This window comes from Streptomyces sp. NPDC054813, assembly GCF_053611365.1.
Genome location: NZ_JBSHAF010000021.1, coordinates 113,545 through 135,055 on the forward strand (window position 1 = coordinate 113,545; position 21,511 = coordinate 135,055).

Here is a 21,511-nt window from a genome sequence, read left to right on the forward strand (position 1 = left end):
GGCCAAGGGGTTTGCCTGTGCCGTTTCCTCCCGGGTGGCCGGGAAGCGGGTTGTTCCGAATTCTTCCGGGTGGCCGGGAACTTGATCGGCGGCCGCTTCGTACTACATGTGTACGCGCCATCACTCAGCGCTACATCAGATGACGTAGGGATCGGTCTCGGATCATGAGGGCGGCCCGTTTGGCAGGCAGGTCGACCTCGGCGGCGTATCGGAAGCCCGCGCCGAGGAAGGCGGCCACGGAGGGGGTGTTGTGAAGATCGGGCTCCGCGACGACGCGCGCACAGGCGGGGCGGTGATCGAGTACGAGATCGGCCACGGCTCTGAGCAGGGCGGACCCCAGTCCCCGCCCCCGGTCGGCGGCATCGCCGATGAGGAGGTGGACTCCGGTGTCGTGCGGGCGGGCCGGATAGTGGCGGGCGAGCGGGTCCAAGTCGGCCCGGTAGATCTCCCAGTAGCTCATCGGGGTGCCGTCGAGGCTGCCCAGGCAGGGCACGCTGCGTCCGTCTCCCTCGAGCTGGCCACGGAGATGATCCTCCGTCTGCGCCCGTGAGCCGGCCAGCTGCCAGAACGCGGCCACGGCGGGGTCGTTCATCCAGCGGCTGATGATCGGCAGGTCGCGTTCGACGTCGACCGGTACGAGGTGGAACGCGCCGACGGGGGTCTCGGTGGGGCCCCAGGTCGCCAGCTGATCGAGCAGGTCGAGCGTGTCCAGTGGGCCGAGCCGGTCTTGGCCGAGCGGGGTCGGTCGGGCCTGAGCGTGCGGAGTCGGTCGGACGTCGACATGCGCGGTGGGCCGGTCAGGAGTGTGCGGGCTCGGTCGGTCGTCGCCCAGCAGGGTCGGTCGTTCATGACCGAGCGGGGTCTGTCGGTCGGGACTGAACGCGGCAGATCGTCCATCGGCGAGCGTGGTGGCTCCGTCGTGTCCGAGTGCGGCAGATCGGTCATGACCGAGTGCAGCGGCTTGGTCAGAGTCGAGTACGGGGGCCTGCGACTCGCTGGTCGGGGCGGCGCGAGTGCCGTCCGGGGCGGCCGGTGCGGGCAGTCCTCCACCGCCGTTGTCGGGGCCGGGTGTCCCGCCGACGTCGGTGTGGGCCGTCGTACCGAGATCAGGGCCGGTCGTCTTCCCGGCGAAGAGGGCGAGGAGATCGGCGGGCAGGCGGAGGTCCAGGGTGTCCTCGCAGTCCCGGGTGTCCTCGGCGGGACCTGAGCGGCCGGGGTGGACGGGGTGGACCGGTACGGGGCCTGCGTCGGCGCTCGCGTCGGTGGGAGGCATGGTGCGCTCCTCTCAGGAGACGAGGTGGGTCATGTTCCTCGGTCGGTGAGGTGAATGGAGGTCGGTGATTGAAGAGCGGTGGGTGGAAGTCAGTGGTCGGAGGCCGGTGGAGGTCGGGCGCTGGGCGGTGGGCGGTGGGCGGGTGAGGAAGTCGGTGTGGTCAAGACGGTCGGACGGTCAGGAGTGAAGGGGGTTGGTGATGTTGACGTAGACGGACTGGGTGTCGACCGGGCCGACGAGTTCGTCGAGGCCGTGCAGCCGGGTCAGCAGGTTGGCCTTGCAGCGCAGGACGGGTGAGTCGAGCAGGCGGCCGGGCAGGGAGGTGCGCAGCCGGGCGGGTCCGGAGGCCGCGTCGGTGAGGAACCGCCGGAAGGCCGCGAGCAGCAGGCGCTCGTCGGCGAGCCGCTGGGAGCCGAACGCGCCGATCAGACCGAGCACGTTGTTGATGCCGAGGTAGTAGGCGAAGCGTTCGTCGGTGACCTCGTCGGGGACGAAGGTGTCGCTGTGCTCGCCGACGCCGGGCAGCCGGGCGTCGAGTTCCGCCCGCCGGGACTCACGGAAGTAGTAGCCCTGGTTGTCACGGTAGCGCCCGCCGGCGGGCCAGCCGTCGGCGTCCAGCACGAGCAGGGTGTTCTGCTGGTGTGCCTCCAGGGCGATACCGGCCTCGCCGTCGAGCCAGAGCACCGGGCGGACGACCTGCTCCAGATAGCGCAGGAACCACTCGACGCTGACGGCGCCGACGGGGCGGCCGGTGCGTTCGGCGAGCCGAGCAACCACCCGGGCGAGCCGGGACCGGTACGGCCGGGGACCGCCGTTCGCCGCCGGGGCGTCGAGGGGGAGGGGTGCGGCCAGCCCAGCGACACAGGACACGTCGTCGGCGGGGGTGAACGGGTTGTGCCGGATCATCACGTCGAGTCCGGGCACGGGTCGGCCTTCCTGGCCGTCCACGGCCAGCCAGGCGGGGTCGCGCACGATGTCGAAGCCGGGGTGGGCGGCCTGCCACTGCTTGGCGAGGCCGGTGCGCAGCAGACGGTGCATCTCGACGCCGCGGTGGAGTTCCTTGCGGAGGTTCTCGCGGCGGGAGTTGGTGATGCACAGGCCCAGCGACAACTTGAGCATGGCGGGGGCGCCGGTGCGGTGCACGGTTCGTACGGAGGAGGTGGGATGCCAGGGGACGCCAAGGGGGCCCAGGTCGCGCAGGAGTCCGGCGTCGAGCAGGGCGGCGGTCGTCTCGCGGTGGCGGACCTCACGGGCCTGCCAGGGGTGCAGGGGCAGGGCGGCGCCATAGCCGTCGGGCAGAGGCAGAGCCGTGCCGGCCAGGCTTTCCATGAGGTGCGGCGCGGGGACGTGGCGGCCACGCTCGGTCCATGCCGAGTCGGTGGCGAGGAGGGAGGAGGCGACCGCCATCCAGTGCAGAGGGAAGGAGCCGCGCAACTCCGGTGAGTAGAGCCGGGCTTCGGAGTCGGTCAGGCCCTCGCGGCTCTTCGGGGTCGGGTGCAGTGGATGCCCGAGGAGGAGGGCCTGCTCGGCGCCGAGAAAACGGTCGGGGCCGTCGGCGGGGTGGGCACGCCGGTCCGCGATGAAGGTGACCGTGCGGCGCAGAGAGTCGGCGACCCGGGCCACGAGGTCGCCGGCATCGGGGACGTCCTGGGTGCGGGGGGCGCCTTCGGCGAGACGGCGTTGGCCGTCGGGCTGGAGGGGGCTGCCGTTGAGGCGGAGGGGGCTGCCGTTGGCTTGGGCGACGATGCCTCCGACCGGACCGGGGCCGCCGCCGACCGGACCGGGGCCGCCCTCAGGTCGGACCACCGTGCCCCCTGCCGCGCCCGTCGTCTCCCGGCTGAGCAGGGCCGCGAGGGTGAGCGCGTCGACGGGCGGGGCGGTGTCGGGGGTGCCGGCCAGGCGGGGTGGGCCGAAGCGGTGCCAGCCGGTCGGGGACCAGTGGCGGACCGGAGTGATCAGGGCCGTACCGCTGGCGGGCAGCGGGATGCGGAGGGTGCCGGTGTCGGGCGCGGGGAGGTTCGTCTCGCGTGCCCAGCAGCGCAGCAGGTTCTCCACAGCGGCGGCCTGGGCGGCGATGTGCGGGTCAGGGTGTTCCAGAAGGTCCCCGGTGTCGTCGCGGGACCGCTCGGGCGGGAATGTGCGGCCGCGTTGCTGGGGAACCGACTCAGCGAGCGGAACGGGGCGTCCCTGTGGGCCTTGGTCTCCGTGGTCGTCGGGGGCGGGGGTGGCGTTCAAGAGGGTTCCTCAGGGGCTCGGGCGGTGCGGGGTCGGCCGTTGGCCGTCGGCCGTCGTGTGCGGCGAACTCGGCTGTCCAGGGGGTGAGTCGGGTGCTGGCTGTCCTTACGAGAGAGGTGTGGACGATGTGGAATCTCACGCGCGGCCCGGTCGGGCCGGGTGATTCGGTCCGGGCCCACCGGGCGACTGCTTCGGTGCGGCGGCGCCGGGCGGCCGGCCTGCTCACGGCGGTCCGGCAGCGCCGGGGAGCCGGCCTGCCGGCCGCGGTCCGGTGGGCGGGCGCCTTCCGGCTGGTCCGGCGGGTGGGTTCGCTGCGGGCGATCCGTTCGGCTCGGTCGCCTCGGGCACGGTGGCCGGTCGGCCCGTTCCGGTTGGGCGGGCTAACCGGCCGGCTCCTTGCCGCCGCCCGGTCGGCGGGGCGGCCGTACGCCGTGGGCGGCCGGATCGCGGGCCACCGCCGCCACGGCGTCGGCGAGGCGGTCCAGGACGGCGGCGGCCTGTTCGTCGGTGATGGTCAGCGGCGGCAGGAGTCGTACGACACCGGCGTGGCGGCCGCCGAGCTCGACGATCAGCCCGCGTTCCAGGCATGCGCGCTGCACGGCGGAGGCCAGTTCGGGAGCGGCCGGGAGCGGCCGGCGACGGCCCGCACCGTTCCACCCGCTCACCGCACCGCCGCCCCGCCCGCCGCCGGGCACGACACCGCCACCCCCGCCCCCTTCGCCCAAAGCACCGCCGCCCCAGCCGCCCCCGCCCATGGCACCGCCGCGCCCGCCACCCCCGCCCACAGCACCTTCGCGCCAGCCGACCCCGCGCACAGCACCGCTGTCCGAGTCGCTTCCGTCCACGGCACCACCCCGCATCTCCACCGCCCTGCCCCTACCGGAGTCCCGGACCTCGCCGTCCTGCAGGGCCTCCGCGTATCCCTCGCCCTCCCCCGCGGCCCGCGCGCACCCGTCCTGCGCAGCTCCCGTGCCCTGCTCCCCCTCCGGATCCACCAGTTCCACCCCGATCATCAACCCCCTCCCCCGCACGTCGCCCACGCACGCGAACTCCTCCTGGAGGCCTCGCAACTGGGAGAGCATGCGGGAGCCGAGCAGGCCCGCGCGTTCGGCGAGGCCGTTCTCCCGGACGTGGGCGAGGGTGGCCGTGCCGGCGGCCATGGCGAGTTGGTTGCCACGGAACGTGCCGGCATGGGCGCCGGGTTCCCAGACGTCGAGGTCGTCGCGGTAGACGACGACGGCGAGGGGGAGGCTGCCGCCGATGGCCTTGGACAGGACCATCACGTCGGGGGTGACCCCGCTGTGGTCGACGGCCCAGAAGGCTCCGGTCCTGCCCACCCCGGTCTGGATCTCGTCCGCGATGAGGGGGATGGAGCGGTCGGCGGTGAGCTGCCGCATCCGCCGGAGCCAGTCGTCGGGCGCCGGGATCACTCCGCCCTCACCCTGGACGGGTTCGAGGATCATCCCGGCGGGCAGCGGGACGCCGGACTTGGGGTCGTCGAGGACGGACTCGGTCCAGCGGGCGCCGAGTTCGGCGCCGCCCGGGCCGCCGACGCCGAACGGGCAGCGATAGTCCTGGGGGTAGGGCAGCCGGGCGACCCGTACATCGCAGGCCCCGCCGGAGGCGGCCAGCGCGCCGCTGGTCATGCCGTGGTACGCGCCGGTGAAGGCGAGGATGCCGGTGCGGCCGGTCGCGGCCCGGACCAGTTTGAAGGCGGCTTCGACGGCGTCCGTCCCGGCGGGCCCGCAGAACTGGACGCGGGCGCGGTCGGCGAGGCCGGGCGGCAGGGTGCGGAACAGCTCGGTGGTGAAGGCGTCCTTGACGGGGGTCGCCAGGTCGAGCACGGAGAGCGGGGCGCCGGAGTCGAGGACTTTGCGGATCGCCTCCAGTACGACCGGGTGGTTGTGGCCGAGCGCGAGGGTGCCGGCGCCGGAGAGGCAGTCCAGGTAGCGGCGGCCGTCGGCGCCCTCGATGGTCAGGCCACGGGCCCGCACCGGCACGATGGGGAGGGCGCGCGCGTAGGTCCGCGCCCGCGACTCTCGCGCCGACTGGCGTCTCAGGATCCCCTCATGCGCCGCGCGCGCTCCCCCGAACGTGTCCCCGGTCACCGACTCCGTCACGGCCACGGCTCGCTGTCCTCCCCGCTGTCCAGAGGCGAGTTGATCGGCGGGCACCGGGCACAGGCAGCGGGACCCCCACCGCTACCAACCCCGGACCGGCCAGCGGGTTACGGGTTGCCTCAAGATCCTTGCCTTGCCGAGACCGACGGACACCGGCACCGGCACCGGCACCGGCACCGGCACCGGCCCACCGTTTGACACACCGTGATATATGCCGATCGTCGTCTGGTACCGGCGGCCGCACACTCGTCCCTCGGCCGGCGACCCAACGGGAACTCACCGGTCCGGGGCAGCGCGGTTTGACGAGGTCAGCCGGGTCTGAGTGACGGGAGTGCGGGGACGGCCGCACCGGACCGCCCGTAGCGAAACCGTTGCCCTTCCATGGGCGGGCCCTCACAGCGAGCGCATAGTGTGACGCTCAAGTTCCTTACCAACAGGGGGAGTCACCAGCATGCGATCCATCCGGCCGTCGTCCACCCTTCGAGGGGGCACGCCCCGGGCGCTGGCGGCCGTCGCCCTCGCTTCGGCGCTGGCGCTGACCGCCACCGCCTGCGACAGCTCCGGAGACGACAACGCGGGCGGCCCGGCGTCCGCGTCCGCCACGGCCGACACCGGCGACGGCAAGATCAAGATCCCGGACGACATCAAGAACAAGCTCAAAGAGCACGGGATCGACATCGACAAGTGGAAGAACGGCGCCTGGAAGAACTGGGACAGGGACGAGTGGCTGCGCGAGGCCAACGACTTCATCAACCCCATCATCAAGGGCCTGTGGGACCCGGAGCGGATGCGGGACGCCAACGACCCGGACAAGGACAAGGGCGTCGACGACAACGACCTCTCCGGTGACCAGGGGGTGACCGACCCGACGCCGGACCCGGTCGAGGCGAAGGCCGTGCGGCCGGCGTACCACGCCAACGCGGCCACCGCCGGGAAGGTGTTCTTCGACTCCCCCGAGGGCACGATGGTCTGCTCGGCGACGGTCGTCGAGGACCCGGCCCACCCGGGCAAGTCCAACCTGGTGTGGACGGCGGGACATTGCGTGCACGCCGGCAAGAACGGCGGCTGGTACCGGAACATCGCGTTCGTGCCGTCCTACAACGACCAGGGGCTGACGGGCACGGCGCTCACGCAGGCGACGCGCTCCCAGATCGCGCCGTACGGCGTCTGGTGGGGTGACGGGGCGCAGACCTCGCAGCAGTGGATCGACCAGGGCGGGGAGACGGGCGGCGACGGTGCGTCGTACGACTACGCGGTGATCCATGTGACACCGGAGCAGGGCAGTGGCGGCAAGTCCCTGGAGGAGACGGTCGGTTCGGCGCTTCCGGTGAACTTCGACGGGCCGGCCGTGCCGAAGGTGTCGAGCATCACGGCCACCGGGTATCCGGCGGCGAAGCCTTACGACGGGTCCTTGCTGTACCAGTGCGCGGACAAGCCGGGGCGGCTGTCGGTCGATGCGTCGGCGCCGACGATGTACCGGATCGGCTGCACGATGACCGGTGGGGCGTCGGGTGGCGGCTGGGTGGAGACGGGGGCCGACGGCAAGCCGGCGCTGGTGTCCAACACGTCGATCGGGCCGGTGAGCTCGGGGTGGCTGGCCGGGCCGCGGTTCGGTGACGTGGCCAAGGGTGTGTATGAGGGGGTCAGCAAGGAGTTCGCGGGACGGTAGAGGGGCAGTCGTCCCACTGTGGGGTCTGTCGCGTTGTCGGCTGACGGCCGTCAGTGGCTGGTCGCGCCCACGCGGCGGAGCCGCGTATCGATTCGGCCCCGCGCCCCAGAAGCATGAAGGGCCCGCCCCCTTGAAAGGGGGCGGGCCCTTCACCGAGCAGTCGTCACGCAGCCGGAGTCGGAACGTACGGCGTCAGTTCCGCTGCCAGTTCCTCGTGGACCCGGACCTTGAGCAGGGTGCCCTCGGCGGTGTGCTCCTCGGAGAGGACCTCGCCCTCGTTGTGGGCGCGGGCGACCAGCTTGCCGTGGGTGTAGGGGACGAGCGCCTCGATCTCGACCGACGGGCGGGGCAGCTCGTCGTCGATCAGGGTCAGCAGCTCCTGGATGCCCTGGCCGCTGCGGGCCGAGACCGCGATGGACCGCTTCTCGTTGCGCAGCAGCCGCTGGAGGACCAGCGGGTCGGCCGCGTCCGCCTTGTTGATCACCACGATCTCGGGTACGTCGGTGGCACCGACGTCCCTGATCACCTCGCGCACGGCGGCCAGCTGCTCCTCCGGCACCGGGTGTGAGCCGTCGACCACGTGCAGGATCAGGTCGGCGTCGCCGACCTCCTCCATGGTGGAGCGGAACGCCTCGACCAGGTGGTGGGGCAGATGGCGCACGAAGCCGACGGTGTCGGCCAGCGTGTAGAGGCGGCCGCTCGGGGTCTCCGCGCGGCGGACCGTCGGGTCCAGGGTCGCGAACAGCGCGTTCTCTACCAGAACACCGGCGCCGGTGAGGCGGTTGAGCAGGGAGGACTTGCCGGCGTTGGTGTAGCCCGCGATGGCGACGGACGGCACCTTGTGGCGCTTGCGCTCCTGGCGCTTGATGTCGCGGCCGGTCTTCATCTCCGCGATCTCCCGGCGCATCTTCGCCATCTTCTCGCGGATCCGCCGCCGGTCCGTCTCGATCTTGGTCTCACCGGGACCACGGGTGGCGAGGCCGCCGCCCGAGCCGCCGCCCATCTGCCGGGACAGCGACTGACCCCAGCCACGCAGTCGCGGCAGCATGTACTGCATCTGTGCGAGCGCGACCTGCGCCTTGCCCTCTCGGGACTTGGCGTGCTGGGCGAAGATGTCCAGGATCAGGGCGGTCCGGTCGATGACCTTGACCTTGACGACGTCCTCCAGCTGGATCAGCTGGCCAGGGCTCAGCTCACCGTCGCAGATGACGGTGTCCGCGCCCGTTTCGATGACGATGTCGCGCAGCTCCAGGGCCTTGCCGGAGCCGATGTAGGTGGCCGCGTCGGGCTTGTCGCGGCGCTGGATGACACCGTCGAGCACCAGCGCGCCCGCCGTCTCGGCGAGGGCGGCCAGCTCCGCGAGGGAGTTGTCCGCGTCCTGCACGGTGCCCGTGGTCCACACCCCGACCAGCACGACCCGCTCCAGACGGAGCTGTCGGTACTCGACCTCGGTGACGTCCTCGAGCTCGGTGGAGAGGCCCGCCACGCGGCGCAGGGCCGCGCGCTCGGAGCGGTCGAACTGGTCGCCGTCCCGCTCTCCGTCGATCTCGTGGCTCCAGGCGACGTCCTCTTCCATCAGGGCATCGGCCCGAAGACCTTCGGGGTAGTCCTGCGCGAGGCGCCTGGTGTCCTGGGAAGGGGAAGAAGAGGAGGTCATTGGGTCCTTACGTCGATGGGGATGCCGAAATCGGCGTTCACTCTCTCAACGTACGAGTACCCCGGGAGATTCCCCGCGACCCGTACCGCGCCGACCCCATGATGGTCGCACGGTACGCACCGTCCCGGCACCGTGTTATTCCGGGGCCGCGCCGCCGTCACTTCTTGGACTGCCTGGCCGGGGCCGGGACCTGCTTCCAGTCCGGGTGGCCGGGCATCGGCGGGGTCTTCTCGCCGTACAGCCAGGCGTCGAAGAAGCCGGTGAGGTCGCGGTTGGCGATCGACGAGGCCAGCTTCACGTAGTCGGCGGTGGTGGCGGTGGCGTCCTTGTGGCGCTGGACCCAGATCCGCTCCAGGCGCTCGAAGGCGGGCTTGCCGATCTCCTGGCGCAGGGCGTAGAGGGCGAGGGCGGCGCCGTCGTAGATGCTGGGGCGGAAGATGCTGATCTTCTGGCCGGGGTCGGGCGCCTTGGGCAGCGCGGGCGGTCCGCCGGCGGCGCGCCAGCGGTCGGAGGCGCCGTAGGCGGCCTTCATGCGGTTGATCATGGGCTGGTGGCCCTTCTCCTCCGCGTACAGCTCCTCGTACCAGGTGGCGTGGCCCTCGTTCAGCCAGACGTCCGACCAGACGCGCGGGCTGACACTGTCGCCGAACCACTGGTGGGACAGCTCGTGCACCATGATCGACTCGATGTACCACTTGGGGTACGCGGGCTGGGCGAACAGGTTCTTCTCGAAGAGGGAGAGGGTCTGGGTCTCCAGCTCGAAGCCGGTGGACGCCTGTGCCATGAGCACGCCGTAGGTCTCGAAGGGATACGTCCCGACCTTGCTCTCCAGCCAGGCGATCTGGTCCGGCGTCTTGGCCAGCCAGGGTTCCAGGGTCTTGGCGGCGGCGCTCGGGACGACGTCCCGGACGGGCAGACCGTGCGGGCCGGTGCGGTGCAGTACGGCGGAGCGGCCGATGGAGACCTGGGCCAGTTCGGTGGCCATGGGGTGCTCGGTGCGGTAGGTCCAGGTGGTCTGCCGGCCGACCCGGGCGGACTCGGTGGGGAGGCCGTTGGCGACGACGGTGTAGCCGTTCGGGGCGGTGATGTGGAAGGTGAACATCGCCTTGTCGGACGGGTGGTCGTTGCACGGGAAGACCAGGTGGGCGGCGTCGGCCTGGTTGGCCATGGCCAGCCCGTCGGTGGTCTGCACCCAGCCGCCGTCCTGGCCCTTGGCGGCCACCGGGTCGCTGGTGTGCTTCACGGTGATCCGCGTCCAGCTGCCCAGCCGAAGCGGCTGGTCCGGGGTGACGACCAGGTCCTCACCGGCGCTGTCGAAGGCGGCGGCCCGGCCGTCGACCTCGACGGACTCGACCTTGCCGTGCGCGAAGTCCAGGTTGATCCGGTCCAGGTCGGTGGTGGCCCAGGCGTCGATGGTGGTGACGGCCTGAAGCGGCTTGTCGTTGCTGCCGGGATAGGTGAAGGAGAGGTCGTACGACGCCACGTCGTACCCCGGGTTGCCGAGGTACGGGAAGAGCCGGTCGCCGATGCCCAGCGGCGCCGGCGGGGCGCTCGCGCCGAGCAGGGCGACGGAGACGGCGGAGGCGAGCAGGGCGGTGTGCCGGCGCCGGGGCCGACGGGCGCGGAGGGTGAGCGACATGAACCACCGCTACCAGCGCGCTCCCGGCCCACGGCGACGCCGCGCGCCCGATCCACTCGAACGGGTACCTACTGGTGTTGCGCTCGGTCGACGTCGTACACCCCGGCCACGTTGCGCATCGCGCGCATGAGGGCGGGCAGGTGGGCCGCGTCGGGGAGCTCGACGGTGTAGGTGTGGCGGACCCGCTGCTGGCTGGGGGGTTCCACGGTCGCCGAGACGATCTCGGCGCCCTCCTGGGCCATCGCCTCGGTGAGGTCGGCGAGCAGATGCGGGCGGCCGAACGATTCGGCGACCAGGGTGACCCGGCAGGCGGTGCTGTCGCCCCAGCTCACGGCGGTCTCGGGGCGCCCGGTGCCCTTCATGTGCGCCACCGCGGCGCAGGCCACGCGGTGCACGGTGACCACTCCCCCGCGCACCGCGAAGCCGGTGACCTCGTCGGGCGGTACGGGGGTGCAGCAGCCGGCCAGCCGTACGGTCGCGTCGGGCCGGTCGACGACCACGGCGCTCGCGGTGCGGGGCGTGGCGGCCTGGGGCTCCGGGATCGGGCGCGTGGGTACGGCCACGGGGGCGTGGGGCTCTTCGGTGCTGTCCGGGTGGGTGGCGAGCCAGCGCTGGATGGCGATGCGCGCGGCGGGCGTGTGGGCGTGCTCCAGCCACTCCCGGGAGGGTTCGGAGGCCGGGTCCTGGCCCATCAGCAGCTGGACGGTGTCGCCGTCCTTGAGGACGGTGCTGAGGGTGGCGAGGCGGCCGTTGACCCGGGCGCCGATGCAGGCGTGCGCGTCCTCGCCGTACTGGGCGTAGGCGGCGTCGACGCAGGTGGCGCCCTCGGGGAGGCCGAGGGTGCCGCCGTCGGGACGGAAGACGGTGATCTCGCGGTCCTGGGCGAGGTCCTCGCGGAGGGTGGACCAGAAGGTGTCGGTGTCCGGGGCGGCCTTCTGCCAGTCGAGGAGGCGGGAGAGCCAGCCGGGGCGGGTCGGGTCGGCGCGCTCGCCGTCGGCCGGGGCGTCGGAGACGGGTGCGTCGGCGGCCGGGGCGTAGGGGTTGCCGAGGGCGACGACACCGGCCTCGGCGACCTTGTGCATCTGGTGGGTGCGGATGAGGACTTCGGCGACCTGCCCGTCGGCGCGGGCCACCGCGGTGTGCAGCGACTGGTACAGGTTGAACTTCGGTACGGCGATGAAGTCCTTGAACTCCGAGACGACCGGGGTCAGACAGGTGTGCAGTTCGCCGAGTACGGCGTAACAGTCCGCGTCCTCGTTGACCAGCACCAGCAGCCGGCCGAAGTCGGCGCCGCGCAGTTCGCCGCGTTTGCGGCTGACGCGGTGCACGGAGACGAAGTGGCGTGACCGGATGAGGACTTCGGCGGGGATGTCGGCCTCGCGCAGCACCCCGCGCACCTCGTCGGAGATCTCGGCCAGGGGGTCGTCCGCGCGGGCCGCGTTCTCGGCGATCAACTCCCTTGTGTGCGCGTACTCCTCGGGGTGCAGGATGGCGAAGACCAGGTCCTCCAGCTCGGTCTTCAGGGCCTGCACGCCGAGCCGTTCGGCGAGCGGGATGAGGACGTCGCGGGTGACCTTGGCGATGCGCTCCTGCTTCTCGGGACGCATCACGCCGAGGGTGCGCATGTTGTGCAGACGGTCGGCGAGCTTGATCGACATCACCCGGACGTCACTGCCGGTGGCGACGAGCATCTTCCGGAACGTCTCGGGTTCGGCGGCGGCCCCGTAGTCGACCTTCTCGAGTTTCGTCACCCCGTCGACCAGATAACGGACCTCCTCGCCGAACTGTTCCCGCACCTGGTCGAGGGTCACATCGGTGTCCTCGACGGTGTCGTGGAGCAGAGAGGCCGTCAGGGTCGTGGTCTCGGCGCCGAGTTCGGCGAGGATCAGGGTGACCGCGAGGGGGTGGGTGATGTACGGCTCACCGCTCTTGCGCATCTGGCCGCGGTGCGAGGACTCGGCCAGGACGTAGGCGCGGCGCAGGGGTTCGAGGTCGGCGTCGGGGTAGTGGGCACGGTGCGCCTCGGCGACATGGCCGATGGCGTCGGGCAGCTTGCCGCGGGCCGCGTTGCCGAGGAGCGCGGCCCGGCCGAGCCGACGCAGGTCGATCCGGGGGCGGGCCTTCCTGCGGGCCGCTGTGGGCACTACAGGTCCGGGCGTCGCAGGGTTCGTGGCCTCCGCACTCATGGGCACCTCCGGCTCGTGGACCGGCGGACGGGGCCCCAGGGCATACATGGCTCAGGGATTGGTGACGTTCCCCCGTCCGTGCCGGTGCTTGATGCTACCGAGCCCAACAGGCCCGACTGACCGCCTCTCGCCGAGCGTGAAACGGATCACCCATTCGAGCGACGACTTGGAGGTTTACGATTTTGCGCCACCTGTTCGGGGGGTGGCCGACGTTTCTCGCCACCGGGGGCAACGCCGACCGTGGATCCGGGTGTTGCGGGACGCCCCGGACCACGGTTCATGACGTCCGGCCGGTTCAGCGCGCGGCGTTTTCCAGCCATTCGGCGTCGATCTCGCCCTCGGCCACGATCACGGCGGGGCCGGTCATCTCGATCTCGCCGTCGGGTCGTTCGGTGATGACGAGGCGCCCGCCGGGCACGTCCACGGTGTATGTCGCCGGGGTTCCGGTGACGGCGGGGTCGGCGCCGTCGCGGCGGGCGGTGGCCACGGCGACGGCGCAGGCGCCGGTGCCGCAGGAGCGGGTCTCGCCTGAGCCCCGCTCGTGCACGCGCATCGCGACGTGGCCGGGGCCGCGGTCCACGACGAACTCGACGTTGACCCCTTCGGGATAGGCCGAGGGCGGGCTGAAGGGGGGCGGGGTGTAGAGGTCGCCGGCGTGCGCGAGGTCCTCGACGAAGGCGACGGCGTGCGGGTTGCCCATGTTCACGTTCCGGGCGGGCCAGGTGCGGTCGCCGACGCTCACCGTGACGTCGCTCTCGGGGAGGCGGGCGCGGCCCATGCCGACGGTGACGTCGCCGTCCTTGGCGATGTGGACGGTCTTCACACCGCCGCGGGTGGCGACGGCGAGGTCGCCCTCCGTGACGTGACCGGCGTGCTGGAGGTAGCGGGCGAAGACGCGGACGCCGTTGCCGCACATCTCGGCGATCGAGCCGTCGCCGTTGCGGTAGTCCATGAACCACTCCGCGTCGGTGGCCATCCCCTTGGCCTCGGGGTGCGCGGCGGACCGGACGACGTGCAGCACGCCGTCGGCGCCGATGCCTGACCGGCGGTCGCACAGGGCGGTCACGGCGGCCGGGGTGAGGTCCAGGGCGTTGTCCGGGTCCGGGACGATCACGAAGTCGTTCTCGGTGCCGTGGCCCTTGAGGAAGGGGATGCTCATTCTTCGAGGGTAAGGGAGGGGTGCACGGTGGTTCGGCTGCGGGCCGGTGGGGGCTGGTCACGCTCACGCGGCGGAGCCACAGATCGACACAGCCCCGCGCCCCTGACGGGGCGCCCCGGTGAGCGCGGTCGAATCTCGGCGCAGTGGCGCCAGACGCCTCTCAGCGCAGTCGCGCCACTCGCCAGACGGCCAGGACGACCACGAGCGCCACCAGGACCACGTATCCGAGCACCACACGCCAGTCGGGCCTGCGGTCCGAGCCCCTCGCGGGGAAGCCCGGCAGGGTGTAGCCCACCCGGCGGGCCGCCATCATGCCCCAGCCTGCCGCACAGGAGCAGATGAGCAGACCAAGCATCGCGATCACCGCGCCGCTGTCGCCGAAGTCGAAGGCCAGGGGGAAGGCGAACATCAGGGAGCCCACCGCGGCCAGCCCCACGATCGGGGCCAGCTGCCACAGTCGCAGCCGGCGCTGCGGGCGGAGCTCGACCTCGACCTCGGGGCCGCTGGTGAACATCTCCTCCGGCTCGGGGCCGTCGGCGGTCACCCCGCCACCCACCGTGTCGTCCGGACCGTCCGGCGTCAGTCGGTCCTCGCCCTCGTCCGGATCACCCGGTGCCACGGCGACGTGCTCGGTGTCTTGTGCGGTGTCGCGAGGGCCGGCCTCCATCGCCACGCGCCCTCCCAACTAGGACTCCACTTGCGATCGGAGCTCGATGATGGCACGGCGCCGGAGGCCTCGATGACCGGTGGCGCATCCCGATGCCATGACGTGATCAGGCTGTGACCGGTCGTTCGAGCAACGCCAGGGCCAGCCGCGGAAGTTCCTCGCGGTCCGCCGCGGCCCCACTCAACCAGTGCACCCGGGGGTCGCGCCTGAACCATGAATCCTGACGGCGCGCGAAGCGCTTGGTGGCACGGACGGTCTCGGTCCGCGCTTCCGCTTCCGTGCACTCCCCGGCGAGCGCCGCGAGGACCTGCTGGTAACCGAGCGCACGCGACGCCGTACGGCCCTCGCGCAGCCCGTGCGCCTCCAGGGCGCGCACCTCGTCCACGAGCCCGGCCTCCCACATCCGGTCGACGCGCAGCGCGATGCGCTCGTCGAGCTCGGGGCGGCCCACGTCGACGCCGATCTGGACGGTGTCGTAGACCGAGTCGTGGCCCGGGAGGTTGGCGGTGAAGGGCTGGCCGGTGATCTCGATCACCTCCAGGGCCCTGACGATACGGCGCCCGTTGCTGGGCAGGATGGCGCGGCCGGCCTCGGGGTCGGCGGCGCACAGCCGGGCGTGCAGGGCGCCGGAGCCACGCAGCGCGAGTTCCTCCTCCAGACGGGCCCTGACCTCGGGGTCGGTGCCGGGGAACTCCAGGTTGTCGACGGCGCCGCGGATGTAGAGCCCCGAACCGCCGACCAGGATCGGCCAGCGGCCCTCGGCGAGCAGGGCGTCGATACGGGCGCGGGCGAGCCGCTGGTACTCGGCGACGGAGGCCGTGACGGTCACGTCCCAGATGTCGAGCAGGTGGTGCGGGACCTCGGCGCGCTCCTCGGGCGTCAGCTTGGCGGTGCCGATGTCCATCCCCTGGTACAGCTGCATGGAGTCGGCGTTGACGACCTCACCGCCGAGCCGTTGGGCCAGGAAGACGCCGAGGTCGGACTTTCCGGCCGCGGTGGGGCCGACGACGGCGATGACACGGGGGGCGGGGGGTGCGCTGCTCACCGCACCAGTCTCGCAAACCTCGGCGGCGGGTCTCGAACGAGTTACGTGACAGTCCGTGTCCGGCTTCGTTGCCCGTTGCGAGGTTCCTGCCGCCGGCGAGAGGCGGTGACCGGGGTGGCGCAAACGGACGCACCGGGTCACGCGGGATTTCGCTCGCACGAGTAACGTATGGAGTGGATATGGGCGTTTTTGCACGATTCCTCGGAAAGAAGCCGAAGGTCACGGAGGAGCCGGGCACCGAGGCACCGGCCGTTGCCGAACCGGACGGGTCCGCAGCGGAGGACGCGGCGGAGACCGCGGTGGAGAAGACGGCCGGGGCCTCGGCGGCGAAGGAGCCGGGCGAGGACGGCGACGGAAGCGTGGATGCGCGGACGGAACCGGAGCCCGTCGCGGTGGCCGGCGCCGAGAGCACCGAGATCCCCCAGCAGCAGTCCGCCAAGGAGGCCGCCGACAACGAGGTCGGCGAGGGCGCCCGCACATAGCGGCCCGCGAGGGAAGCCATAGGGAAGGTAGCCATGGGTCTTTTGGACAATTTGAAGGCCAAGCTCGGCCCGGCCAAGGACCGGGTCTCTGATCTCGCGCACCAGCACGAGGACAAGATCGACAAACTCCAGCACGGCATCGACAAGGCCGCGCGGGTCGTCGACGAGAAGACCAAGGGTAAGTACAGCGACAAGATCCAGACGGGTACGGGCAGGGCCAAGGACGCCATGGACCGGTTTGTGCACCCGGACGCGACCGACCCCACCGCCCCGACCCGGCCGGACGACCCGCCACCGGCTCCCTGAGCCGGGCGGACCACGCAGATCGGCGGACGGCCGAGAGTCACCCGACTCCCGGCCGTCCGCCGTTTTGCGCAGCGGTCAGGCGAGGACAGGCCGGCTCAGGTCAGGACCAGGTCGCCACGAGGTAGCCCACGCCGTACGGCGCCTCGTCGTGGAGCAGCGCCCCGGCGAGGCCCGCGTCCTCGGCCGCGCCCGCCAGGACCTGCCAGGGGGCCCGGCCCGAGGCCTTGAGCCGGTATGCCAGGTCGGCGTCGAGGGCCTTGATCGCGGCGAGGTCGGCGGTGCCGAGCGCGCGGGCCGCCTCGGCGTCGAAGGGGGCCGCCCGCTCGTCGAGGTAGCCGGGCGCCTTGAGGGTACGGCGGGCGCTGGCGTCGCCCATGACCAGCATCGCCACCCGCGCGGCCCGGTCGGCGATCTCCCGGCCGGTACGGACGCACCGCTCGGCCTCCAGGGGCTCGCCCACGCCCAGTCCCTCGACGGGCGCGTCGGCCCAGCCGGTGCGCTCCAGCAGCCAGGCGCCGACGGCGAGCGAGGCCGGCAGCTCCCGCTCACCGGCCTCGCCACTTCCGAGCTGTACGTCGACGCCGACGCCGAAGCCGCGGAAGGAACCCCGGCTGCCCTGCGGGAACACGCCCCGCCCGGACTGCTCGGCGGGCCCGACCACTACCAGCAGGTCGGGCCGCGCGGCCGCGAGCACGCCCAGCGCGTCGGCGCAGGCGGCACGGGCGGTGTCCAGCTCGGGGGCGGCACCCGCGGCGACCTCGGGCACGAGGAGCGGCGGGCAGGGGCATACTGCTGCGGCGACAAGCATGATCGGCAGGGTAGCGGCGACGGCCGCCCGAGGTCAGACCCCGATCGGCGCATCACCCGGGTCGGTCGATGCGCGGACCGGCCCGGCGAGCCTATTCCCGTCAGTCGCAGCCGCAGCCGCTCCCCGAGGCCACCGGCAGCGGCTCCGGCACGCCGATCTTCGGCAGCCCGAGCAGCACGCCCGCCGGCTTGGCCGCCTCGACGGCGTTGCGCTTCTCCCAGGCGTCGCCCGCGCGGGTCCGGCGCACGTCCAGGACGGCGCCCTCGGCGAGGAGGTGGTGCGGGGCGGCGTAGGTGATCTCGACCGTGACGACGTCGCCGGGGCGGACCTCCTGGTCGGGCTTGGTGAAGTGGACCAGGCGGTTGTCGGGGGCGCGGCCGGAGAGGCGGTGGGTGGCGCCGTCCTTGCGGCCCTCGCCCTCGGCGACCATCAGCTCCAGGGTGCGGCCGACCTGCTTCTTGTTCTCGTCCCAGGAGATCTCCTCCTGGAGGGCGACGAGACGCTCGTAGCGCGCCTGGACGACCTCCTTGGGGATCTGGTCCTCCATGGTGGCGGCCGGGGTGCCGGGCCGCTTGGAGTACTGGAAGGTGAAGGCCTGGGTGAAGCGGGCCTCGCGGACCACGTGCATGGTCTGCTCGAAGTCCTCCTCGGTCTCGCCGGGGAAGCCCACGATGATGTCCGTCGTGATCGCGGCGTGCGGGATGGCGGCCCGGACCTTCTCGATGATCCCGAGGTACCGGTCCTGCCGGTACGAGCGGCGCATCGCCTTGAGCACGGTGTCCGAACCGGACTGCAGCGGCATGTGCAGCTGCGGCATCACGTTCGGCGTCTCGGCCATGGCGGCGATCACGTCGTCGGTGAAGTCACGGGGGTGCGGGGAGGTGAACCGGACCCGCTCCAGGCCCTCGATGCTCCCGCAGGCGCGCAGCAGCTTGCCGAAGGCCTCGCGGTCGCCGATGTCGGAGCCGTACGCGTTGACGTTCTGGCCGAGCAGGGTGATCTCGGAGACGCCCTCGCCGACCAGGGCCTCGATCTCGGCGAGGATGTCGCCGGTGCGCCGGTCCTTCTCCTTGCCGCGCAGGGCCGGGACGATGCAGAAGGTGCAGGTGTTGTTGCAGCCGACGGAGATCGACACCCAGGCCGCGTACGCGCTCTCGCGCCGGGTCGGCAGCGTGGAGGGGAACGCCTCCAGCGACTCGGCGATCTCGACCTGCGCCTCCTCCTGCACCCGGGCGCGCTCCAGGAGGACCGGCAGCTTGCCGATGTTGTGCGTGCCGAAGACGACGTCGACCCAGGGGGCCTTCTTCACGATGGTGTCGCGGTCCTTCTGCGCGAGGCAGCCACCGACCGCGATCTGCATGCCGGGGCGCTTCGTCTTCATCGGGGCGAGGCGGCCGAGGTTGCCGTAGAGGCGGTTGTCGGCGTTCTCCCGGACGGCGCAGGTGTTGAAGACGACCACATCCGCGTCGCCGTCGGCGCCCTCGGGGGCGCGGACATAGCCCGCCTCCTCCAGCAGCCCGGACAATCGCTCGGAGTCGTGGACGTTCATCTGACACCCGTAGGTGCGGATTTCGTACGTTTTGGATGAACGAATGTCCACTGCCGGGCTCCGGTCGCTGCTGATGGTCATGGCTCAAGGGTAGGCGGTGCCGAGAGCGCCTCGTCGCGGGCCGGCCCCCGCAGCGGGCGCAGGAACGGGGTCATCGGGGGCCGTGCGAAGGCGGGACGGGTGTGGGGGCCGTCGTCTCCCGGACCGCCGGTTCGGAAGTCGGGTCCGCACCGCGGCGGCGCGCGGCGGCGAGGGCGAGGAGCAGGGCCGTGCCGGTCAGTGCCGCGCCCGCGGCGGCCACCGACGGCAGGGCGTGGCCACGCGCCAGCAGGAAGCCGCCGAGCCAGCTGCCGAGCGCGATCCCCACGCAGAAGGCGGAGTTGTTGACCGTCAGCGCCATCGTCGGCGACGCCTGCCCCGCCGCGGTCACGATCTGGGTGTTGAGCGCGGGGATCGTGGCGAAGTAGGCGGCTCCCAGCAGGCAGAACAGACCGGCCACGGTCCCCTTGCCGGCGACCGGCAGGGACAGCAACAGCAGACTCACCGTGGCCGTGCCCAGCATGACGAGTACGGCCGTGCGCGGGGAGCGGTCGGCGGCCCGGCCGCCGACCGTGTTGCCGACGATGCCGCCGGCGCCGTAGAGCAGAAGCAGCACGGTGACGGCCTGCGGGCCGAAACCCGCGGCTTGTGTGAGGTAGGGCGAGGCGTAGGTGTAGAGGGCGAACACCCCTCCCGTGCCGAACACGATCACCAGGGCGACGAGCAGCATCGGCCCGGGGACGGCGAGCTTCCGCGGGCCGGTGCCGGTGGCCGTACCCCTGCTCGGGACGGCCGTCGGCCCGGGGCCGGGCACCGCGCAGCGCATGAGCGCCGCGCCGGCGGCCAGGCTCAGCGCGGCGAGGGCCCAGAAGGTCGCACGCCAGCCGAACGCGTTGCCGATCAGGGTGCCGGCGGGGACACCGGCCACGCTGGACAACCCGATGCCGAGGGTGACCTTGGCGCCCCACGCGGCCCGGCGGCCCACGGGCGCCATGTCCCGTGCCGTCGCGACGAAGGCGGCGATGAGCGTGGAGTGGACCAGCGCGCTCACCACCCGGCCGACGACCAGCCAGCCGAAGCCGGGCGCGAGCGCGGCGAGCACGTTGCCGAGGACGAACACGCCCATCATGCAGGGCATCAGGACGCTCCGGCGGAACCGGACCGTGATCCCCGTGACGAACGGACCGAGGAGGACGACCGCGACGGCGTACACGCTGATCAGCGTGCCGACGGCGGTGAGTGAGACGCCGACGTCCTGCGCGATGGCCGGCAGGATGCCGGCGATGACGCTCTCGGCGGTACCGATGCAGAAGGTGCAGAGCATCATCGCGAAGACGGGAAGCGGCATGGGTGGTGGTCTCCTTGTCGGTGGCCCCCCGTGTCGGTGGCCCCGTGTCGGTGGTCTCCTTGTCCGTGGTCCCCTTGCCGGGACGCGAGGGGTCAGGTCGTGCCGACGGTGACGGGCCGGTCGCTGTCGTCCCGCGGCGGCTGGACGACCGGGTCCGGCGTCGGGGCCGTCCGCGCCGCCCTGGCCCGGCGCGCCCAGGCCCGCACCGCGGGCCGCTCCACGCCGATGTACAGCAACCAGGCCAGCAGCAGACTCACCGCGGCGACCAGCGCGGCCACGCCGACCAGTGCGGCGGGCGAGTCCGTCTCCCGGAAACCGAAGCGTTCCTGTGTGACGGACAGCAGGATCTGGTGGACCAGGTAGAAGGCGAAGGACACCTCACCCAGCCAGACCCATACGCGACCGCTCACCGCGGTGTCGCGGCCCTGGGCGTCGCGTGCCGCCGCGGCGGAGATCAGCAGGGCGAACGGCACCACGACGACGGCGTTCAGGGAGAAGAGGAAGGGCACGTGGAGACTCACCACGTACGCCACCACCGTGAGGGCCAGCGCGGGCAGTACGCCCAGGCCGGCCCACCGGCCGGAGAGCACGATCCGGGCCATCAGGATGCCGAGCAGGAAGTCGAGCACCCGCAGGGGCGGGAAGATGTAGACCAGCCACATCTGGACGATCGAGTGGCCGTACAGCGGCGAGTTGGCATGGTTCGGGCCGAACGTCTCGCCGGTCGGAAGCAGTTGGACGACCAGCGGCAGCAGCACGATCGCCGCGGCGGTTCCGGCCGCCCACCACCACAGCCGCTCGGCACGAATCCGGCGCACCCCGCGGTGCAGGGCCGGGAACAGCAGGTAGAAGACCAGCTCGCAGGAGAGCGACCAGCTCGGGTTGTTGATGCTGAAGAACACGTAGTCGTGCGGTATCCACGCCTGCAGCAGCAGGAAGTTGGGGATGCCGCGCCCCCAGGTGGCCGACGCGTAGGCGTACGAGAACAGGGCGAGGAAGAACGTGACGACGTGGTTGGGATAGATCTTCACCAGCCGGCGTCCCCAGAACGCGCGGGAGGTGTCGTTGTCCCGGGCGGACCAGGTCAGGACGAAGCCGCTGAGGATGAAGAAGAAGGTGACGCCCGCCCAGCCGCCGTTCTTCAGGGCGGCGGCGAACGGGCCGTGGCCCTCGCCGGCGGTGGAGTAGGCGTCCAGCAGCGACAGGTGGAACAGGAAGACGAGGAAGGCGGCGAAGAACCGCATTCCGGTCAGTGAGGGCAGCCGGGACGCGCGCCCGGGCACGGCGGATTCAGCGGACACGAGGTTCACCTCGACGTGTGGGAGTGGT

At 72.1% G+C, this 21,511-nt stretch carries 16 protein-coding genes; 3 read left to right on the forward strand and 13 right to left on the reverse strand.

Annotated elements, in window-relative coordinates; translation table 11 throughout:
* Positions 1-130: 130 nt before the first annotated feature.
* The 3 genes from ACWGJB_RS34860 to ACWGJB_RS34870 form a co-directional block, all read right to left on the reverse strand.
* Complete coding sequence (locus ACWGJB_RS34860; protein ID WP_453384106.1) at positions 131-835, reverse strand: GNAT family N-acetyltransferase; 705 nt, start codon at positions 833-835, stop codon at positions 131-133.
* A gap of 615 nt (positions 836-1,450) precedes the next feature.
* Positions 1,451-3,508 (reverse strand): IucA/IucC family protein, encoded by a 2,058-nt coding sequence (locus ACWGJB_RS34865; protein ID WP_453384036.1) that lies wholly within the window; start codon positions 3,506-3,508, stop codon positions 1,451-1,453.
* 380 nt (positions 3,509-3,888) lie between these two features.
* The gene (locus tag ACWGJB_RS34870; RefSeq protein ID WP_453384037.1) at positions 3,889-5,634 is read right to left on the reverse strand and encodes a diaminobutyrate--2-oxoglutarate transaminase family protein; all 1,746 of its coding nucleotides are present in this window, start codon (positions 5,632-5,634) and stop codon (positions 3,889-3,891) included.
* 445 nt (positions 5,635-6,079) lie between these two features.
* Here ACWGJB_RS34870 and ACWGJB_RS34875 point away from each other — a divergent pair, with 445 nt between their 5' ends.
* Positions 6,080-7,297 carry a trypsin-like serine peptidase gene (locus ACWGJB_RS34875; protein WP_453384038.1) on the forward strand — a complete coding sequence of 406 codons (1,218 nt, stop codon included), beginning with the start codon at positions 6,080-6,082 and terminating at the stop codon, positions 7,295-7,297.
* 163 nt (positions 7,298-7,460) lie between these two features.
* Here ACWGJB_RS34875 and hflX read toward each other — a convergent pair whose 3' ends face one another.
* From hflX to miaA, 6 genes are all read right to left on the reverse strand, one after another.
* Positions 7,461-8,954, reverse strand: a complete 1,494-nt coding sequence (gene hflX, locus ACWGJB_RS34880) for a GTPase HflX (RefSeq protein ID WP_453384039.1) — start codon at positions 8,952-8,954, stop codon at positions 7,461-7,463.
* Between the two features lie 157 nt (positions 8,955-9,111).
* A complete protein-coding gene (locus ACWGJB_RS34885; RefSeq protein ID WP_453384040.1) occupies positions 9,112-10,593 on the reverse strand; it encodes a M1 family metallopeptidase in 1,482 nt (493 codons plus the stop codon).
* A 68-nt stretch (positions 10,594-10,661) separates the two neighbouring features.
* Entirely contained in the window at positions 10,662-12,779 is a 2,118-nt protein-coding gene (locus ACWGJB_RS34890; RefSeq protein ID WP_453384041.1) for a RelA/SpoT family protein, read from the reverse strand.
* Between the two features lie 295 nt (positions 12,780-13,074).
* On the reverse strand, positions 13,075-13,938 hold the full coding sequence (dapF, locus tag ACWGJB_RS34895; protein ID WP_360495675.1) for a diaminopimelate epimerase: 864 nt from the start codon (positions 13,936-13,938) through the stop codon (positions 13,075-13,077).
* Between the two features lie 160 nt (positions 13,939-14,098).
* A complete protein-coding gene (locus ACWGJB_RS34900) occupies positions 14,099-14,605 on the reverse strand; it encodes a hypothetical protein (RefSeq protein ID WP_453384107.1) in 507 nt (168 codons plus the stop codon).
* Positions 14,606-14,711: 106 nt separating this feature from the next.
* Positions 14,712-15,650, reverse strand: a complete 939-nt coding sequence (gene miaA, locus ACWGJB_RS34905; protein WP_453384042.1) for a tRNA (adenosine(37)-N6)-dimethylallyltransferase MiaA — start codon at positions 15,648-15,650, stop codon at positions 14,712-14,714.
* 179 nt (positions 15,651-15,829) lie between these two features.
* Between miaA and ACWGJB_RS34910 the strand changes: the two genes are divergently transcribed.
* Positions 15,830-16,132, forward strand: coding sequence for a hypothetical protein (locus tag ACWGJB_RS34910; protein WP_453384043.1), 303 nt, complete (start codon positions 15,830-15,832; stop codon positions 16,130-16,132).
* A 33-nt stretch (positions 16,133-16,165) separates the two neighbouring features.
* Positions 16,166-16,438 (forward strand): antitoxin, encoded by a 273-nt coding sequence (locus ACWGJB_RS34915; protein WP_453384044.1) that lies wholly within the window; start codon positions 16,166-16,168, stop codon positions 16,436-16,438.
* A 100-nt stretch (positions 16,439-16,538) separates the two neighbouring features.
* On the opposite strand, the gene ACWGJB_RS34920 is transcribed toward ACWGJB_RS34915, so the two are convergent.
* The 4 genes from ACWGJB_RS34920 to ACWGJB_RS34935 all read right to left on the reverse strand — a co-directional run bounded on the left by ACWGJB_RS34920 (position 16,539) and on the right by ACWGJB_RS34935 (position 21,483).
* Positions 16,539-17,246, reverse strand: a complete 708-nt coding sequence (locus ACWGJB_RS34920; protein WP_453384045.1) for a class III extradiol dioxygenase subunit B-like domain-containing protein — start codon at positions 17,244-17,246, stop codon at positions 16,539-16,541.
* Between the two features lie 100 nt (positions 17,247-17,346).
* Entirely contained in the window at positions 17,347-18,876 is a 1,530-nt protein-coding gene (gene miaB / locus ACWGJB_RS34925) for a tRNA (N6-isopentenyl adenosine(37)-C2)-methylthiotransferase MiaB (RefSeq protein WP_453384046.1), read from the reverse strand.
* Positions 18,877-18,946: 70 nt separating this feature from the next.
* Positions 18,947-20,182, reverse strand: coding sequence for an MFS transporter (locus tag ACWGJB_RS34930; RefSeq protein WP_453384047.1), 1,236 nt, complete (start codon positions 20,180-20,182; stop codon positions 18,947-18,949).
* A gap of 92 nt (positions 20,183-20,274) precedes the next feature.
* A complete protein-coding gene (locus ACWGJB_RS34935) occupies positions 20,275-21,483 on the reverse strand; it encodes an acyltransferase family protein (protein WP_453384048.1) in 1,209 nt (402 codons plus the stop codon).
* Between the last annotated feature and the right edge of the window lie 28 nt (positions 21,484-21,511).

Coding starts and splice junctions, on each gene's coding strand:
- ACWGJB_RS34920 (WP_453384045.1), bottom strand. CDS start 17,246: ATGCTTGTCGCCGCAGCAGTATGCCCCTGCCCGCCGCTCCTCGTGCCC.
- hflX (WP_453384039.1), bottom strand. CDS start 8,954: ATGACCTCCTCTTCTTCCCCTTCCCAGGACACCAGGCGCCTCGCGCAG.
- ACWGJB_RS34875 (WP_453384038.1), top strand. CDS start 6,080: ATGCGATCCATCCGGCCGTCGTCCACCCTTCGAGGGGGCACGCCCCGG.
- ACWGJB_RS34885 (WP_453384040.1), bottom strand. CDS start 10,593: ATGTCGCTCACCCTCCGCGCCCGTCGGCCCCGGCGCCGGCACACCGCC.
- miaB (WP_453384046.1), bottom strand. CDS start 18,876: ATGACCATCAGCAGCGACCGGAGCCCGGCAGTGGACATTCGTTCATCC.
- ACWGJB_RS34910 (WP_453384043.1), top strand. CDS start 15,830: ATGGGCGTTTTTGCACGATTCCTCGGAAAGAAGCCGAAGGTCACGGAG.
- ACWGJB_RS34930 (WP_453384047.1), bottom strand. CDS start 20,182: ATGCCGCTTCCCGTCTTCGCGATGATGCTCTGCACCTTCTGCATCGGT.
- dapF (WP_360495675.1), bottom strand. CDS start 13,938: ATGAGCATCCCCTTCCTCAAGGGCCACGGCACCGAGAACGACTTCGTG.
- ACWGJB_RS34915 (WP_453384044.1), top strand. CDS start 16,166: ATGGGTCTTTTGGACAATTTGAAGGCCAAGCTCGGCCCGGCCAAGGAC.
- ACWGJB_RS34890 (WP_453384041.1), bottom strand. CDS start 12,779: ATGAGTGCGGAGGCCACGAACCCTGCGACGCCCGGACCTGTAGTGCCC.
- ACWGJB_RS34900 (WP_453384107.1), bottom strand. CDS start 14,605: ATGGAGGCCGGCCCTCGCGACACCGCACAAGACACCGAGCACGTCGCC.